The 17,642-nt window shown below is 60.2% G+C and carries 16 protein-coding genes; 6 read left to right on the forward strand and 10 right to left on the reverse strand.

Annotation, left to right across the window (positions count from 1 at the left end; all coding sequences use genetic code 11):
• Positions 1 to 41: 41 nt before the first annotated feature.
• Positions 42 to 818, forward strand: coding sequence for an N-acetylmuramoyl-L-alanine amidase (locus tag WBR57_RS19860; RefSeq protein ID WP_424085843.1), 777 nt, complete (start codon positions 42 to 44; stop codon positions 816 to 818).
• Between the two features lie 3 nt (positions 819 to 821).
• Here WBR57_RS19860 and WBR57_RS19865 read toward each other — a convergent pair whose 3' ends face one another.
• Positions 822 to 2,609 (reverse strand): ATP-binding protein, encoded by a 1,788-nt coding sequence (locus WBR57_RS19865; protein ID WP_424085845.1) that lies wholly within the window; start codon positions 2,607 to 2,609, stop codon positions 822 to 824.
• A gap of 10 nt (positions 2,610 to 2,619) precedes the next feature.
• Complete coding sequence (gene algB / locus WBR57_RS19870) at positions 2,620 to 3,966, reverse strand: sigma-54-dependent response regulator transcription factor AlgB (protein ID WP_122541290.1); 1,347 nt, start codon at positions 3,964 to 3,966, stop codon at positions 2,620 to 2,622.
• 377 nt (positions 3,967 to 4,343) lie between these two features.
• On the opposite strand from algB, the gene WBR57_RS19875 reads away from it, so the two are divergent.
• The 5 genes from WBR57_RS19875 to WBR57_RS19895 all read left to right on the forward strand — a co-directional run bounded on the left by WBR57_RS19875 (position 4,344) and on the right by WBR57_RS19895 (position 8,763).
• Positions 4,344 to 4,628: a hypothetical protein gene (locus WBR57_RS19875; RefSeq protein ID WP_424085891.1), complete on the forward strand. Its 285-nt coding sequence runs from the start codon at positions 4,344 to 4,346 to the stop codon at positions 4,626 to 4,628.
• Between the two features lie 106 nt (positions 4,629 to 4,734).
• A complete protein-coding gene (locus tag WBR57_RS19880; RefSeq protein WP_003170804.1) occupies positions 4,735 to 4,899 on the forward strand; it encodes a DUF1328 domain-containing protein in 165 nt (54 codons plus the stop codon).
• A 2-nt stretch (positions 4,900 to 4,901) separates the two neighbouring features.
• Complete coding sequence (locus tag WBR57_RS19885) at positions 4,902 to 5,366, forward strand: inhibitor of vertebrate lysozyme family protein (protein ID WP_122541292.1); 465 nt, start codon at positions 4,902 to 4,904, stop codon at positions 5,364 to 5,366.
• 739 nt (positions 5,367 to 6,105) lie between these two features.
• Positions 6,106 to 7,437, forward strand: coding sequence for a glutamate/aspartate:proton symporter GltP (gene gltP / locus WBR57_RS19890; RefSeq protein ID WP_424085848.1), 1,332 nt, complete (start codon positions 6,106 to 6,108; stop codon positions 7,435 to 7,437).
• Positions 7,438 to 7,533: 96 nt separating this feature from the next.
• Positions 7,534 to 8,763, forward strand: a complete 1,230-nt coding sequence (locus tag WBR57_RS19895; protein ID WP_424085850.1) for a nucleoside recognition domain-containing protein — start codon at positions 7,534 to 7,536, stop codon at positions 8,761 to 8,763.
• Between the two features lie 103 nt (positions 8,764 to 8,866).
• Here the strand turns inward: WBR57_RS19895 and WBR57_RS19900 are convergent, their stop codons facing one another.
• The 8 genes from WBR57_RS19900 to WBR57_RS19935 all read right to left on the reverse strand — a co-directional run bounded on the left by WBR57_RS19900 (position 8,867) and on the right by WBR57_RS19935 (position 17,608).
• The gene (locus tag WBR57_RS19900) at positions 8,867 to 9,487 is read right to left on the reverse strand and encodes an ABC-type transport auxiliary lipoprotein family protein (RefSeq protein WP_424085852.1); all 621 of its coding nucleotides are present in this window, start codon (positions 9,485 to 9,487) and stop codon (positions 8,867 to 8,869) included.
• Positions 9,484 to 10,422: an MlaD family protein gene (locus WBR57_RS19905; protein ID WP_424085854.1), complete on the reverse strand. Its 939-nt coding sequence runs from the start codon at positions 10,420 to 10,422 to the stop codon at positions 9,484 to 9,486. Before WBR57_RS19905 ends, WBR57_RS19900 begins: the two co-directional genes overlap by 4 nt.
• 1 nt (position 10,423) lies before the next feature.
• On the reverse strand, positions 10,424 to 11,227 hold the full coding sequence (locus WBR57_RS19910) for an ABC transporter ATP-binding protein (RefSeq protein ID WP_424085856.1): 804 nt from the start codon (positions 11,225 to 11,227) through the stop codon (positions 10,424 to 10,426).
• Positions 11,224 to 12,372 carry an MlaE family lipid ABC transporter permease subunit gene (locus WBR57_RS19915; protein ID WP_424085857.1) on the reverse strand — a complete coding sequence of 383 codons (1,149 nt, stop codon included), beginning with the start codon at positions 12,370 to 12,372 and terminating at the stop codon, positions 11,224 to 11,226. The genes WBR57_RS19910 and WBR57_RS19915 overlap by 4 nt, the downstream gene beginning before the upstream one ends.
• 54 nt (positions 12,373 to 12,426) lie before the next feature.
• Positions 12,427 to 13,458 carry a DUF5924 family protein gene (locus WBR57_RS19920; protein ID WP_424085859.1) on the reverse strand — a complete coding sequence of 344 codons (1,032 nt, stop codon included), beginning with the start codon at positions 13,456 to 13,458 and terminating at the stop codon, positions 12,427 to 12,429.
• A gap of 72 nt (positions 13,459 to 13,530) precedes the next feature.
• Entirely contained in the window at positions 13,531 to 14,913 is a 1,383-nt protein-coding gene (locus tag WBR57_RS19925) for a M16 family metallopeptidase (RefSeq protein WP_424085861.1), read from the reverse strand.
• A 57-nt stretch (positions 14,914 to 14,970) separates the two neighbouring features.
• A complete protein-coding gene (locus tag WBR57_RS19930) occupies positions 14,971 to 16,629 on the reverse strand; it encodes a Na/Pi cotransporter family protein (RefSeq protein ID WP_424085863.1) in 1,659 nt (552 codons plus the stop codon).
• Positions 16,630 to 16,840: 211 nt separating this feature from the next.
• Entirely contained in the window at positions 16,841 to 17,608 is a 768-nt protein-coding gene (locus tag WBR57_RS19935; protein WP_003187403.1) for a TerC family protein, read from the reverse strand.
• Positions 17,609 to 17,642: the final 34 nt, after the last annotated feature.

The following is a 17,642-nucleotide window of genomic DNA, read 5'->3' on the forward strand; positions in this document are numbered from 1 at the left end:
TACACTGTTGCATTATCTTCTCCAGCGTAATGTCTTCTGCCATGAAATCCTTGTACGTCGCTTTTGTGTTTCTTCTGCTGGCGGGCTGCGCCAGCGGCCCTCGCCTGGACACCAGCCATCCGTCGGTCAACCACGACAACCGTGTGCAGTTCGTGGTCGTCCACTACACCTCGACCAACCTTGAGCGCTCCCTGGCCCTGCTCACCCACGGCCAGGTCAGCAGCCATTACCTGATCGGCGACGATGCCTCCGGCAAAATCTACAAGCTGGTCGATGAGAGCCAGCGCGCGTGGCATGCCGGCGAGAGCGAATGGATGGGCCGTACCTGGCTCAACTCCAGCTCGATTGGTATCGAAATTGTGAACCCCGGCTACACGGACACACCGACCGGCCGCCTGTGGTATCCGTACTCGGAGGCACAGGTGCAATCGCTGGTGCTGTTGCTCAAAGACATCAGCATGCGCAACGGCATCGACCCGAAAAACATCATCGGCCACAGCGATATTGCGCCATTGCGTAAGCTGGACCCAGGCCCGTTGTTTCCCTGGAAGCGCCTGGCGGATGAAGGCTTGGGCCTGTGGCCGGATGCGCAGGCGGTGGCACGGTTCCAGGTGCAATATGCTGCTGAGCTACCGAGCATCACCTGGTTTCAGGAAGAGCTGGCGCACCTGGGCTACCAGACCCCGCAGACCGGCGAGCTGGATGTGGGCACGCGTCATGTGGTTGCGGCGTTCCAGATGCATTTCCGACCGTCGCGGTTTGATGGCGCGCCGGATGCTGAAACTGCCGCGATCCTGCGTGCATTGAATCGGCGTTAAGCCTTAAAGCGGCAACGCCATGTAGAACTGAGTGCCCTGCCCCGGCCGCGAATACACGCCCATGCGGCCGCCGTGCAATTGCACGATTTCCTTGCACAGCGCCAGCCCAAGGCCGGCGCCGCCTTTCTTGCGGCCCACCTGCACGAAGGGCTCGAAGATGCGCCCCTGCTGCCCATAGGCGATACCTTCGCCGTTGTCCTCGACGCTGATGATCACCCGTTCGCCATGCCGACGCGCCTGCAGGCGGATTTGCCCGCCTTCGGCCGTATGGCGCAGGGCGTTGCCGAGCAAATTGTCGAGCACCCGCTCCAGTTGTGCCTGGTCTGCATACAGCCGCGGCAGGTCTGCTTGGGCCTCCACCAGCAATTCAACCTGTTGTACGTTTGCCACCTCGACGAAGCGCGCGCGCGCGTGCTCGAGCAGGTCGATGACATCGCACGGCCCCAGGGTCAGTTTCTGCAGGCCGTTCTGATAGCGCGAGAAGTTGAGCAAGTCGTTGATCAACTGCATCAAGCGCTGCATTTCTTCATTGACCGTATCCAGCAGGTCCGCTTCACGGGAGTCTGCGGGAAATTTCGCGCGCTCGCGGAACAGCCCGAATGCCATGTGCATGCCGGTCACCGGCGTACGCAGCTCATGGGAGGCGCGTAACACGAACTCGCTGCGGACCCGCTCGAAGGCGCGTTGCTCGGTCACATCATGCAGCACCATCACGGCACCGAGGATATGCCCCTGGGTATGGCTGACGGGTGTCAGGCTGTAGGTCAGCAGGCGCAGCTCACCTTCGACTTCCACTTCCAGGTCGTCTGGCGCCCGCTCCAGGTTGCCGCCACGCAGCACCAGTTGCAGCTGTTCATCCAGCTCCGGACGCACCAGCGCCTCGCCCAGGCCCTGGCCGAGGCGTTCTTCGTCCCAGCCCAATTGACGTTGCGCGACGGGGTTGAGGTGTTCCAGGCGGCCCTGGCGATCGATCATCAGCAAGCCGTCATCGATACTGTCGAGCACAGCCTGCAGACGCTGCTGGCCGGCCAGCAGCTCATCGACATTGGTTGCCTGGTGCTGGCGCAAGGCCTCGGCCATGATGCCGAAGCGGCGGGTCAGCTGATTCATCTCGGCCGCCGAAGAAATCGGCAGCGTCACTTCGAAATCGCCCTGCCCGATCTTGTCCGCCGCCTTGGCCAATGCTTCGATCGGCCCGCCAAACCGGCGCGCGATCCCATGGGCAGTCACGAACCCGATAATCAGAACCGCAAGGCCCACCAGCCCCAGCAATCCGGCGATCAGCAAGGCACGTTCGCGGGATTTGTGTTCGCTGTTGCTGATGTTTTGCAGCGCCTGCTTGTGCTCTTCGATCAAGCCGTTGCGCAACTGGTTGAAGGTGTCGGTGAGTCTCTCCTTGGTTCCTGGCGGCGGCACGGCTTGTTGGGACTCATCAAATGCCTCCAGCAGCGCCTGATACTGCATTCGGGCCTGGCTGAAACTCGTCCCATGGCCATCGTTCTGTTCATGGGCGATGCCCTGATCCAGCAGTTCGAAGTAGCGCTGCTTCGAGGCTTGCAACGCCTGCGGGTCAGGACGCTCCTCGAGCATCATGATCAGTTGGTCACCCAGGTTTTGGCGCAGCTTGAGCCCGAGGTCCAGGGTAATGAAGTTGCTGCGGATCAGGGATTCCTGGGTCTTGGCCATTTGCATGACACTCACCAGTCCCAGGATCAAACCCAGCAGCGCGACGGTGATCAGTGCTGAGATACTCAGGAACAATCGAGTGCGCAGCTTCATCGCTAGCTTCATAGGGTACAGCTCACAGGTTGTACTGTTTGCGTTTGCGGTACAGGGTCGACGCGTCAATGCCAAGGGTGCGAGCGGCCTGGTCCAGGGTATCGCTGGTGGCCAGGACGGCGCCGATATGCGCTTTTTCCAGTTCGTCCAGGCTCAGCGCCGCGCCAATACGCGGGGCGTTGTTGGTCGGTTGTTCGGCCATGCCCAAGTGACTGATTTCGACTTTTTCCTGCGGGCAGATAATGCTGGCGCGTTCCACGACGTTGCGCAGTTCGCGGATATTGCCTGGCCAGCGATAGTTCAGTAGCGCCTCGCGGGCATCATCGCTGAAACCGCGTGCCGGCCGGGCGTATTCCTTGACGAAACGCGCCAGGAAGCGGTCGGCCAGGGTCAGGATGTCCTCGCTGCGCTCGCGCAGGGGCGGCAGGTGCAAGGTGATCACGTTGAGGCGGTAGAGCAAATCTTCACGGAAGCGGCCGTCGCGCACCATGTCTTCCAGGTTCAGGTTGGTGGCTGCAAGGATGCGCACATCGGCGCGACGGGTGACCGGGTCGCCCACGCGCTCGTACTCCTTGTCCTGGATGAAACGCAGCAACTTTGGCTGCAAGGTGAGTGGAAAGTCGCCGATTTCGTCAAGAAACAGCGTGCCGCCATCCGCCTGGTTGACGCGACCGAGTGTGCTTTCGCTGGCGCCGGTGAAAGCGCCGCGGCTATGGCCGAACAGCTCGCTCTCCATCAACTCTGCGGTGAGCGACGGGCAGTTGATAGTGACGCAGGACTTCTTCGAGCGCTTGCTCCAACCGTGAATCGCCCGGGCCAGTTCACCTTTACCGGTGCCGGATTCGCCGAGGATCAGAATGTTGGCGTCCGTATTGGCGACTTGGCGTGCGGTTTCCAACACCACCATCATCGACGGACTATGGGAATCGAGGCCGTCTTTGGGCTGGCGCACCGCGCCCTCCAAGGCTTCCAGGCGCGCGGAGAGTTGGCGCACTTCCAATTGCTTGGCGGTGGCCAGGCGCAATTGGTCGGGGCTGCAGGGTTTTACCAGGTAATCAGCAGCGCCGGCCTGGATGGCGTCTACGGCGGTGTCGACAGCCGAGTGGGCGGTCACGATCACTACACGCATCCAAGGCGCCTGAATGCGCATCTGCGCCAATACATCCAGGCCATTGTCTTCGCCCAGGCGCAGGTCCAGGAAGCACAGGTCGAACACCTGACGCTGCATCAGGGCATCGGCCTGAGCGGCGCTGTTGGCAGTGGCTACGGTATAGCCTTCATCTTCCAGGCAATAACGGAAGGTGCGGAGGATCGCGGATTCGTCGTCCACTAAAAGAATACGGCCTTGAAGTTCCTTGGCTGATTCCATCTGTCCCGCGCTCCTTAACTATGAATGATGGTGTTTAGTCCCGGAATAATCGGGCAAGTTGCATGGTTTATTCTGATCGATAAAAGGCAGCGTCGTGCAGGTATCTGTAAGGCGTCCTGCAAAGCCCCGTCTGATGGCGTTTTCATGCCGTCTTGCCACTTCGGCAACGCGATCCACGCTTTCTATCCACTGACCCGACCACTGACCATCGTGCATTTCGCACGGCGTCCAGGGGGGCATCGTGCAGGATGCTAGGCGAATGCCCTAGCGCAATTATTTAACTAATTGATTTTAAAGGATATTAATTTGTAAAAAAGCTGGCATGCGCTCTGCAATAGCTATCTCAACGAATAATCAGAATGCGGGAGAAAAGCAGCATGACTCGCCAAAGCCTCAGCCAATTGCGTGTATCGCCACTGCGCTTGCAACAAGGCATGTTTGCCAGCCTGGCTCTTATGGTCACGCTGATTGCAGGCCAGCAGTTTCAACATTGGCAGCAGAGTCAGCAGCAAATCCCGCAATTTGAACGTCAGGTTATGACGCAGACCCATTTCAGTTCCATCGGCAGCCGTTCCGCTGATGTAACCGCCCCGCAGATGCGAGTAGCTGACCAGGATTCGACCCTGGGCGAGCTACCCACTCAAGAGCGTTGGGTGTTTTAAGCAAGAACGTCGGCCGCTTGTGTTGAGCGTACGTACGGCATGACAGCAGTTACCTCATAAAGAAGCTACAGCAGTTACCTCATAAAGAAGCTTAAGGAGAATCACCATGTTGAGTTGGGCAATCACATTTCTGATCATCGCCATTGTGGCTGCAGTCTTGGGCTTCGGTGGTATCGCCGGCACCGCTACGGGTATCGCCAAGATTCTCTTCGTGGTCTTCCTGGTGATGTTTATCGCTTCGTTCTTCTTTGGTCGTCGTGGCCGAGGCTGAACATGACCACTTCCTTTAAAGCCATGGTTGCCGCCCTGCTACTGGGCGGCAGCGGCTTGGCGATGGCCGCCAATGACGGCCAATCCCGGGCCAACGAATTGCTCAGCGCGGATCCGCAATACCGCGAGACCTGGCAAGGCGTGGTGAAGAAAGAAGAGCGGCTGCCTGAATGGGTAATGAACCTGTCAGGCACGGCCGAACAAATGAATGCGGTGGAAGAAGATGGCGACAAGTATTTGGTGGGGCCACTCTGCGAAACAGCGGATACGTGCCTGAACAAGCGCCTGATCGTTGCCTTCAGCCTCGACAAGGACGATGCCTACGCCATGTTGGTGGAAGTGCCGGCCGGCCTACCGGCGGATAAGTCTCCTACACGACATGCCGATTACCGTTTTATCGGTAAGCCGGATGAAGGCATGCAGAAATTGCTGATGGAGCAGCTGAAGAAAGATCCGAATTGGTACTAGGTTTTGTCTGGCGCGTCCGTCGCCGACAAGACCAGCGTCCATAGGAAGAAGCCCCTCGCTTCTTTCTGTCTGCAGCGCTCGCCAAGGGCGATGCATGACCAGGGGGCCGGGTTGCTCTGATCAATTGGGATCGGCGTGACCTACGGGTACAGGGAGTGCCTGCGTAAGGGCCGGGTCAGGCGAAAAGCTGCGACGCAAGTTCACAAGTCCTCAAGCTTGCTGAACTTGCGGCGGGCTTATTATGCAATTCCCTTCTGTCATACCTCTCATACATACCTCTCATAGCCGCGAATTCCGTTTTCGCTCATGACCAATCATTACCGGTTATTTCTGCGCGACCATCTATCGATAAACTCCTATCTGCGCGATAGGACATTTCTGACGTTAGCCCCCTGACTTTGCAGTCTTTTTGCCAACCTCCGGTAGTCGTGCTGAAACCCTGCGCGAGCCTGAATTGGCCGGTTCACGGCATATTCACCGGACAATATGTCGCATTTGAACTGACCGTTCGGACAGTTATTATGCAAAATCGCCATGCCGATTCGGCATAGGGTAGGCGTTTACGGCATTAGACGTCGAACTCTTGCATGGGAATAGTTGCGCCTTTTTTCGCCTGCCAGTAAGCCATTTCGGCCACGCGGCGGTGACCTTCCATGGAGGCAGATGCACACACTTTTTCGCTTTCGAGCGTTCCAGCTGGCGCATTTGCCTTAAGTTCACTTGAAGTAAGGGTAATGACATGAAGAAGGCAAAGCTAAGCCTCGCCTGGCAGATCCTCATCGGTTTGGTGCTGGGGATCGCAATCGGTGCAGTGCTCAACCATTTCAGTGCTGAAAAGGCCTGGTGGATCAGCAATGTATTGCAGCCAGCGGGCGATATCTTTATCCGCCTGATCAAGATGATCGTGATCCCGATTGTTATTTCCTCGCTGATCGTCGGCATTGCCGGGGTCGGTGACGCGAAAAAGCTTGGGCGTATCGGCGTCAAAACCATCCTTTACTTCGAAGTGGTCACCACCATCGCCATTGTGGTCGGCCTGTTGCTGGCCAACCTGTTCCACCCCGGCGCCGGTATCGACATGAGTACCCTGGGTACGGTCGACATCTCCAAGTACACCGCCACCGCTGCTGAAGTGCAGCATGAGCATGCGTTCATCGAGACCATCCTCAACCTGATCCCGTCGAACATCTTCGCCGCCGTTGCCCGTGGCGAAATGCTGCCGATCATCTTCTTCTCCGTGCTGTTCGGCCTGGGCTTGTCGAGCCTCAAGCCTGAGCTGCGTGAACCCCTGGTGACCATGTTCCAGGGCGTGTCCGAGAGCATGTTCAAAGTCACTCACATGATCATGAAGTACGCCCCGATCGGTGTATTCGCGCTGATCGCGGTGACCGTCGCCAACTTCGGCTTCGCCTCCTTGCTGCCGCTGGCCAAGCTGGTGATCCTGGTTTACGTGGCCATCCTGTTCTTCGCCTTTGTGATCCTCGGCCTGATCGCCCGCCTGTTCGGCTTCTCGGTGATCAAGCTGATGCGCATCTTCAAGGATGAGCTGGTGCTGGCCTACTCCACCGCCAGTTCCGAGACCGTGCTGCCGCGCGTGATCGAGAAGATGGAAGCCTACGGTGCGCCCAAAGCCATTTGCAGCTTCGTGGTGCCGACGGGTTACTCGTTCAACCTCGACGGCTCGACCCTGTACCAGAGCATCGCCGCGATCTTTATCGCGCAGTTGTATGGCATCGACCTGTCGATCGGCCAGCAACTGATGCTGGTGCTGACCCTGATGGTCACCTCGAAAGGTATCGCCGGTGTGCCGGGTGTGTCCTTTGTGGTGCTGCTGGCCACGCTGGGCAGCGTGGGCATTCCGCTGGAAGGTCTGGCGTTCATTGCCGGTGTCGACCGCATCATGGACATGGCGCGTACCGCACTCAACGTGATCGGCAACGCGCTGGCGGTGTTGGTCATCTCCCGCTGGGAAGGCATGTACGACGATGCCAAGGGCGAACGCTACTGGAACTCCCTGCCACACTGGCGCAGCAAGCAAGTGCTGCCGGTAGGTGAAACAAGTCGCGGCTGATTACATACGTCTTCCTACACAAACCCCGGAAAATCCGGGGTTTGTCGTTTCTGTCAGCCCCGCTATCATTCGCCCATCTTTCGGGGGATTTAACTGATGCTCAATGGCCTGTGGCTTGGCTTTTTTGTCGTGGCAATGGTGTCAGCACTGGCGCAATGGCTGGTGGGCGGTAACGCCGGGATTTTTGCGGCGATGGTGGAAAGCATTTTCGCCATGGCCAAATTATCGGTGGAAGTCATGGTGCTGCTGTTCGGCACGCTGACGTTTTGGCTGGGTTTTCTGCGCATCGCCGAACAGGCCGGGATTGTCGATTGGCTGGCCAAGGCGCTCGGCCCACTGTTTCGGCGGCTGATGCCGGAAGTGCCGGCGGGCCACCCTGCCATCGGCTTGATCACGCTCAACTTCGCCGCCAACGGCTTGGGTCTGGACAACGCTGCGACGCCGATCGGCCTCAAAGCCATGAAGGCGCTGCAGGAACTCAACCCTATCCCCAACACCGCGAGCAACGCGCAGATTCTGTTCCTGGTGCTCAACGCGTCGTCGCTCACGCTGTTGCCGGTGACCATCTTCATGTATCGCGCCCAGCAAGGCGCCGCTGACCCGACCCTGGTGTTTTTGCCGATCCTGCTGGCGACCAGCGCGTCGACTCTGGTGGGCCTGCTGTCTGTAGCGGTGATGCAGCGCCTGCGGCTGTGGGACCCGGTGGTGCTGGCCTATCTGATTCCTGGTGCGCTGGTGCTGGGTGGCTTCATGGCGCTGCTGGCGACCTTGTCCGCCACGGCGCTGGCCGGGCTGTCGTCGATCCTCGGCAACCTCACGCTGTTTGGCCTGATCATGTTGTTCCTGGTGATCGGCGCGTTGCGCAAGGTCAAGGTCTACGAGGCGTTTGTCGAAGGGGCCAAAGAAGGCTTTGACGTCGCCAAGAACCTGCTGCCGTACCTGGTGGCGATGCTCTGTGCGGTGGGTGTGCTACGCGCCTCCGGCGCATTGGATTTCGGCCTGGAAGGGATTCGCCATCTGGTGGCCTGGACCGGCATGGACACGCGCTTTGTGGATGCCTTGCCGACCGCGATGGTCAAGCCGTTCTCCGGCAGCGCCGCGCGGGCGATGCTGATTGAGACCATGCAAACCCAGGGTGTGGATAGCTTCCCGGCACTGGTGGCGGCGACGATCCAGGGCAGTACCGAAACCACCTTCTATGTGCTGGCGGTGTACTTCGGCTCGGTGGGCATCCAGCGCGCGCGGCATGCGGTGGGTTGTGCGTTGTTGGCGGAATTGGCCGGTGTGGTGGCGGCGATTGCGGTGTGCTACTGGTTCTTTGGCTGAGGCTGACACCGCTATCGCAGGCAAGCCAGCTCCCACATTCGAACGCATTTCGTCAGGATAAACGCGGTCAAGTGTGGGAGCGGGCTTGCCCGCGAAGGGGCCATCAGGGTTTCACAGCAGCATTGCCCTGCTGCACCACCCAATCCACCACCTGCTTATTCAATTGGTCCCCCGCCTGCCCAAACCCGGCGACCACCGCCGGGACCTTGGTATCGCTCACCGGCTGGTGAATCTCAAAGCGGCGGCTGGCAATAATCCGCTGATCACTGCCACGCACCAGGCGCGCGTCCAGGCGAATCACCACCTCCACCGCGCTGCCACGGTACTCGCTCTGAAACGCCTGCAACTGCCCACCCAGTTCATAGTCGGATTGCAAGTTGGTGTCATCGGTACTCAGCAGCGTCACTCGGCCATCGCGCTGGAAGCCGTCCATAAACCGATTACGCAGCAGCACCGGCGTCGGATCGCTCCAGCGTGATTGGGCGTAACTGCTGATCAGGTCGCCATTGGGCACCACGGCAATGCGCGGGCTGTCGAGAAACTCGCTGGTCTGCGGCTTATTCACACGCAGTGACCACGTCACCGGCGTAGCCTGGTGGGTCGTCTGGGGCGCCTGGGTCGACGCCAGGCGATACACATCCGAAGGGTCGGCCTTGGGCAGGATCGAGCAGGCGCTGACGAGCACCAGCGCCACCGGGGCGATCATTTGATAAGCACGCTTCATGGCGTGAACTCCTTGTTCTTGTCGCTGCCCAGCAGGTAACCGCTGGGGTTGGCTTCCAGGCGGCGGGAGATGGCGCGCAGCGAACCGAGGGTTTCGCGCAGTTCGCGCACGGCCGGCGCCAGTTCGTTGAGGCCTTGCAAGCCGCTGTTCACCGAATCCTTGTTGTGGGTCAGCAAGGTATTGATGGTCGCGGTGCTTTGCTCAAGGGATTTCATTGCCTGCTCGGCACTGCCGAAGGCCTGTTTGCCCTGGTCGTTGAGCAAGCCGTTGGCGTTGCGCATCAGCGTGGTGGTTTGCTCAAGGGCGGCGCTGGCCTGTTTGCTCACCTGCATCAGTTGCTGCATCACCACCTTGATATCGCCGCGTTGGTCGGCGATGGATCCGGTGGTTTGCTGCAGGTTGTCCAGGGTTTTACTCAGGCGGTCGACGTTCTCCGAGGAGAACATGTGGTTGGCGTTATGCAGCAGCAGGTTGATGCTGGTCATCAGGTCGTCGCTGTTATTCAGCAGCCGGGCGATCGGTGATGGCGAGGCGATGATTTCCGGCAGGTTGCCGTCCTTGCCCTTGAGCTCCGGGCTTTGCGGTGTGCCGCCGCTGAGCTGGATGATCGAGGTGCCGGTGATGCCGGTCAGTGCCAGTTTGGCCTGGGTGTCTTCCTTGATCGGCGTCTGCCCGGCCAGGCGAATCCGCGCGAGTACGCGGCGCGGATCTTTGGGGTCCAGGCGCAGGCTGATCACATCGCCCACTTTGATCCCGCTGTACTGCACCGAGCTGCCCTGGGACAGGCCACTGACCGCCTCGTTGAAGATTACTTCGTAGTCCTGGAAGGCGCTGTCGACGCTGGACTTGGCCAACCACAGGCCAAACAGCATCGCGCCGACTACCACGATCACGCTGAACAGACCGATCATCACATGATGGGCTCGGGTTTCCATGTCATACCTCGTTGAGCGGTTGAGCGGCAGCCAATGCCGCGCGGCCCCGGGGGCCGTGGAAGTATTCGTGAATCCAGGCGTCTTCGGTTTCCGAGACGACATCGATGGCATCGGCCACCAGCACTTTCTTCTGCGCCAGCACCGCCACGCGGTCGGTGATGGTGTACAGCGTGTCGAGGTCATGGGTGACTAAAAACACGCTCAGGCCCAGCGCATCGCGCAGGGTCAGGATCAGTTGGTCGAATTGCGCCGCGCCAATCGGGTCGAGGCCGGCGGTGGGTTCGTCGAGAAACAGGATATCCGGGTCGAGCGCCAATGCGCGTGCGAGTGCGGCGCGCTTGATCATGCCGCCGGACAGCGAAGCCGGGTACTTGTCGGCTGCCGACAACGGCAACCCCGCCAGCGCGAGCTTGACCGCCGCCAAGTGCTCGGCATCGCGACGGCTGAGGCCGGCGTGTTCGATCAGCGGCAGCGCGACGTTCTCGGTCACCGTCAGCGAGGAAAACAGCGCGCCTTTCTGGAACAGCACGCCGAAGCGCCGCTCCACCAGTGAGCGTTCATGTTCCGGCAGGTTCGGCAGGTTTTTCCCAAACACCCGCACCTCACCCGCGCTGGGCCGGCGCAGGCCGACAATGCTGCGCAACAGCACCGACTTGCCACTGCCGGAGCCGCCGACTACTGCGAGGATCTCGCCCTTGTACAAATCCAGGTCGAGATTCTCGTGCACGCTCTGTGTGCCAAAGCGATTGCACAGGCCACGCACTTCGATCACCGCCTCAGCAGGCGCACGGTGTAGACGGCTCACCAACCCATCTCCATGAAAAACAGCGCGGCGACTGCGTCCAATACGATCACCACAAAGATCGATTGCACCACACTGGAGGTGGTGTGGGCGCCGACCGATTCAGCGCTGCCGCTGACCTTGAAACCTTCCAGGCAACCAATGGCGGCGATCAGGAAAGCGAAGATCGGCGCCTTCACCATGCCCACCAGGAAGTGCTGCACGCCAATGTCCGACTGCAGCAGCGAGAGGAACATCGCCGGCGAAATATCCAGGGCCACGGCACACACCACACCGCCGCCGACGATCCCCGAGAGCATCGCCAGAAAGGTCAGCATCGGCAGGGACACCAGCAGTGCCATTACCCGTGGCAACACCAAAAGCTCCATCGGGTCGAGGCCCAGGGTGCGGATGGCGTCGATTTCTTCGTTGGCTTTCATCGAGCCGATTTGTGCGGTAAAGGCACTGGCCGTGCGGCCGGCAATCAGGATTGCGGTGAGCAATACGCCAAACTCACGCAGGAAAGAGAATGCCACCAAGTCCACGGTGAAAATCGTCGCACCAAAGCTTTTCAGGACCGTGGCGCCGAGGAAAGCCACCACTGCGCCCACCAGGAAAGTCAGCAAGGCGACGATTGGCGCGGCGTCGAGGCCGGTCTGTTCGATATGCGCGACCATCGGCGTCAGGCGCCAGCGTTTGGGGCGGAAGATGCCACGGGCGAAGGTTTCGAGGATCAGGCCGATAAAGCCCAGCAATTTCTTGCTGTCCTGCCAGACCGTATTCACCGCGCCGCCGATGCGCGCGAGCAGCTGGATGCCGGCGGCCTCATCGGGAGCTTTATCGGGTACGCAAAAATCGTTGAGGGAACGGTAGACAGTCTTGAGCAGCGCACGGTCGGCGGGGGACAGGCTGCAATCGGTCTGTTCGGCGGACTGCTCGATACGCTCAGGCCCCAGCAGTTCAACCAGCAGCGAGGCGCCGGCGGTGTCCAGGGCGCCGAGGCCGTTGAGGTCGATGCGCGCGCCGGCGTCGTACTGGCCATCAAGCTTGTCCGACAGTTTTTTCAGGCCCGCATAGTGGGCAAGCGTCCAGTCCCCCGTAATCCTGAGTAACGGAGGAACGGTAGACGTATCGAGATGGGCTGCGCCGGCCGTCGTACTACTGGTCATAAGCTCCGAGCTTGTCTGGCTATCCACAATTCCTACGTAATAGCACGAACCAACCTACTTTGGGTTGTCGGTTTGTGCTGTATCCACGACTTTGAAGCGCAGCACGCCGATCACTTGGCCGTCTTCGGTCAGCACCCTCACTTGCCAGCGGCCTACCGCGTCCGGTGGGAAGTTCTGCTTGTGCGTCCACGCGCGATAACCTTCGTCGCGCCCGCCGTGGATGTCCAGTGCGATGCGGTCGACCTCTTTGCCGTTGAATTTCCACACATGGTAGATCCGCTCATCCAGCCCACGCGGAGCGTTGATCGCAGTGTAGGCGTACAGCCCGCCGCTGCGCAGTTGGGCGGAGGTCACTTGTTTGAGGTCATCACCTGGCGTGCGGTCTTGCAGCTGGGTGCTGATCGCCACTTCGGTCATCCACAACGTGGCCGGTGGTACCCAACTGCGCAGGAACCAGCCGGCGCACCCAATCGCGGCCGTGACCCCCAGCAACATCGCCCAGCCTTTGAGGCTGCGCAGCGGCATGCTGACCGCCAGGCTTGGAATCGACAACGCCATGGCCACGCCGAGGGCGAGTTTGTAACTTTCGGCGGTGGTCAGGTGCAGGATGATCGGCAGCGCGGTGAGCAACGCGGCGAATAAAGTCAGGGTGTGCAGCGCGAGGAACAGTGAGCGCTTGGGCGCCAGCCATTTGTAGTACAGCGGGTCGGTGATCGACACCAGAGCGGCGGCGCCAAGCAGGCCGGTGAACACCGATTGGCCGCTATTCCAGGCGGTGGTGACGAAAAAGAATGGCAACACAAAAAACAGACTTTCCTGGTGGATCATCTGGGTGGCATAGCGCAGTAACGGTTCGGGTATTTCGCGTTTGAAGACTTTGGTGAACAGCTGGGTAAAGCTGTTTTCCAGCATCAGCCACAGCCAGCTCACCAGCATGATCACCGCGATCCAGCTGGCCATGCCCTGCTGGCGATCCACCAGGATAAAACTGCACACACCGGAGATAAACCCGCCGAGTGCGATCACCCCTGGGTAGCGCTTCATCAGTTCGAGGATGCGCTGGATAACGCGGGTCAAGTTTGGCATTCGGCAATTCGCAGTCTTTGTAGGAAAAAATCCCAGACAGAATAACGTCTCAGCCCAGGGTTCGGTGCCTCATTACGCGACCCGTTTGCGATAAGCCCGCACCCCGATCAACACAAAGGCGATCAACCCGAGCAGGGCGGCGCCGATCCAGCTCAGACTGTCGTAACTCAACAGCGGTTTTTCGATGCGCCAGTAACCCGGCTGCTTGAACACCTCGCGCATGGCCTGGTCTGTCTGGGCCAGGGTGACGGCCTTGATGCGTTTGACCGGGTCGCTGAAGTGGCCCTCGTTGTAGTCGCCCGAGGCGCTCCAATAATAGTCGGCCAACGCGCTGTTGCCCTGCACGGCCCAGGCTTGGCGGGCGATGGCGGCTTGCTGCAGGCGAGTAAATACGCTGGGGTCGAGGCCATTCTTGAGCAGCTGCGCCTTGAGGTCCTGCAACACCTGTTCGGCTTCGGGAAGGTTTTCCCGCTCAAGATCGGCATTCAGGCTGAGGAAACCAACGCCGCCGAGCACTTCGCGTTCGCTCCATGGCCCGTAGGACAAACCGTGCTTGAGGCGCAGTTGGCGGTACAGCGCCCAGTCGAGGTAGTCCTTGAGCAGATCATAGGTTTCATCATGCTGGTCATCCAGTACCGGCTCGGGGAACAGCCAGTGCAGCTTGGCGCTGTTGCCGACCCAGCCGTGGATCAGCTCGCGATGGCTGGCGGCGGCACGCTGTATGTCCGGCAGCGCCGGGTGCTCGCTGGGCTCGACCGGTTCGAGTTGGCCATAGGTGCGTTCCAGGTAGGCCGGCAGCAGTTTGTCGAGGTCGCCGACGATGATCAGGGTCATGTTGTTGGGGGCGTACCAGTTTTTGCGCAGCGTCTCCAACTGGTTGCGGGTCAGCTGATCGACCTCGGCGCGCTCGGCGCATTTGAGCCCCAGCTCGACGGCCAGCTGGTTACTGGCGGTGTGGCCCAGGTCCTGACGGTCGAGCAGACGTTGCAGGTGTGAGTAATGGCCGCCGTCTTCGCGCTCGACCACCTGCTTGGCCGCATTGATATTGGCGTCGGTGAGCTCGGTGCGGGTGATGATCGCCAGCAACAGGTCCAGCACCTTGCGCTGGTTTCGCGCGGGCGCCTCGATCACAAAGGTGGTGTCGGCATTGCTGGTGTAGGCGTTCCACTCGCCGCCCAGGGTTTGCATGCGGTCTTCGAGCTCGCCTTCGCCGCCGCCGTCGATGCCGCTGAACAGCAAGTGTTCAAGCAGGTGCGGCAGTTCCTTGTCTTCGCAACTGAAGTCATCCAGGCCTACGCCCACCACCAGGCGGATCGCCACGTGCCCGCGCTCGGTGCCCGGTTTGAGCAGCAATTGCAGGCCATTGGGCAAGGTGTAGCCCTCGACTTGCAAGCGGTCAAAGGCGAAGGCATGGGCGGAGCCCATGAGCAGGCAAGCGAATAACAGGCGACGCATAACTGGCTTCCTGGCGAGTGAGGTCAGCTTTAACTGACTTCGCGGGCCATCATCCGTTCAGGGCGAATGCGTGATGTCGGCAATATCTTCGGCGGAGAGCGCGCCGGTGTCAGACGTTTCCAACACTACATAAGCACTGCTGCAAAACAACGAGTTCAAGCGTTTCATGTCGGCAATCAGCTCCAGGTGCAGGGAACTGGTCTCCAGGCTCTGTACGATTTTGCGCTGCAGGCGGCTGACATGAGCGTGGGCCAAACGGCGTTCCTGCGCGCGGAAGCGGCGCTTCTCGCGCAGCAGTTGGCGGGCGCTTTCCGGGTCGGCGCTGAGGAACACCGACAAGCCCAGGCGCAGGTTGGCAATCAATTGGGTATGCAGGCCGGCGAGTTCCTCCAGGCCGGTTTCCGAAAACTGGCGGCGCTGGGAGGTTTTCTGCTGCTGGACTTTGCGCAGCATGCGTTCGATCAGGTCGCCGGCGAGTTTCAGGTTGATCGACAACTCGATGATCTCCGCCCAGCGCCGGCTGTCTTGTTCGCCAAGGTCCTCGCGGGGCATTTGCGCCAGGTAAAGCTTGATCGCGCTGTAGAGCGATTCGACGTCGTCGCTGAGGCTGCGCATTTCCTGGGTGATAGCGGTCTGCTTGCCGCGCAGCACTTCCAGCATGGCAGTCAGCATATTGTCGATCAGGTCGCCCAGGCGCAGGGTTTCCCGCGCAGCGTTGGCCAGTGCCAGGCTCGGTGTGGCCAGGGCGGCGAGGTCGAGGTGGCGCGGCTTGGCTTTGCCGTTGGTCTCTGCTTGTTCCGGCAGCAGCCACGCGCACAGGCGTGCCATCGGCCCGATGGTGGGCAGCAGGATCAGGCAGCGGCTGACGTTGTAGAGCAGGTGGAAGGTAATGACCATGCCTTGGGTGCTGTAGTCCAAGCCGTCCATCCAGCCGACGAGCGGGTCGAGCACGGGGATAATCAGCAGCAAGCCAATCAGTTTGTACAGCAAGCTGCCCAGCGCCACTTGCCGACCGGCCGCGTTCTGCATGCTGGTGCTGAGGAAGGCCAGCACGCCGCTGCCGATGTTGGCGCCGATCACCAGGCCTATGGCCACGTGCAGCCCGATCACGCCGGCGCCGGCCAGGGTAGCGGTCAACAGCACGGCGGCCAGGCTGGAGTAGGAGATCATCGCGAACAAGGCGCCGACCAGGGCGTCGAGGAGGATGTCGCCGGTCAGCGACGCAAAGAGCACTTTCACACCTTGGGCGTGCGTGATCGGACCGGCGGCTTCGACGATCAACTGCAGGGCAAGGATGATCAGCCCGAGGCCAATGCCTACGCGACCCAACTGCCCTGCCCGCGTCTGTTTGCGCGACAGGAAGAAGATCACCCCGAGGAAGATCAGCAGCGGCGACAGCCAGGACAGGTCGAACGTCAGGACCCGGGCCATCAGCGCCGTACCGACATCGGCGCCGAGCATGGTCGCGAGGGCAGGCACCAGGCCCATCAGGCCTTGGCCAACAAAGGATGTCACCAGCATCGCGGTGGCGTTGCTGCTCTGCACCATGGCAGTCACCAGAATACCGGCGACAAATGCGAGCCAGCGCTTGGACATGTTCTGCCCGATGACTTGGCGCAAGTTGGAGCCGTAGACCCGCAAGATGCCGGTACGGACGATGTGCGTGCCCCAGATAAGCAGGGTCACGGCGGAAAGCAGATTGAGCAAGGTCAGCATGCTCGGCCCCCCGTGTGGGTGTGCTCCAGAAAGAGCCAATGAGAATTGCCGCGTGCTGTTCTACGTCTTGTACTTAAGCTGTAGTTGGCGAATGGGCTCTGCGCCAGCATCGCATAGCTAAAGTCGGGATTGAAACAAAACTGTCATGAAATCAGTTTTTTGCAGATGAAAAAATGGGGCGCGAACGCCCCATTTCAGCAGCGGGCCAAGGTTATTGACCCGGAATGTCCTTGCGCAGTTTCACAGGATCCTGCTGTTTCTTCTTTTTCGCGATGGCAGTACGCATCTTGATGTTCACCGCTTCGACCGCCAGCGAGAACGCCATGGCGAAGTAGACGTAGCCTTTTGGCACGTGCACATCGAAGGATTCGGCGATCAGCACCGTACCCACCACCAGCAGGAACGACAGTGCCAGCATTTTCAGCGACGGGTGCTTGTCGATGAATTCGCTGATGGTGCCGGCCGCCAGCATCATCACCAGTACCGCGACCACAATCGCTGCAACCATCACCGGCACATGGGAGACCATGCCGACGGCGGTGATCACCGAGTCCAGGGAGAACACGATGTCGATGATCGCGATCTGGATGATGGTGTAGATGAACTTGCCACCCGCGCCCTTCGGCTCGTCCTGGGTTTCGTCCTCACCTTCCAGAGCGTGGTACATCTCCTGGGAGCTTTTCCACAGCAGGAACAGGCCGCCGAAGAACAGGATCAAGTCACGGCCGGAGATGCCCTGGCCGAAGACCACGAACAGATCGGCGGTCAGTTGCATGACCCAGGTGATCGACAACAGCAGCAGGATGCGCGTGACCATGGCCAGCGCCAGGCCGAAGATCCGGGTGCGCGCCTGCATATGCTTGGGCATGCGGCTGACCAGGATCGAAATCATGATGATGTTATCGATGCCCAGGACGATCTCGAGGGCCGTCAGGGTGAAGAAGGCAATCCAGATTTCCGGATTGGTCAGCCATTCCATGTGTATTCCTTTGAGCAAGTGTTAAACCGCGCAA

Origin of the sequence: Pseudomonas sp., assembly GCF_049590575.1 — a bacterium.
Taxonomy (GTDB): Bacteria; Pseudomonadota; Gammaproteobacteria; order Pseudomonadales; family Pseudomonadaceae; genus Aquipseudomonas.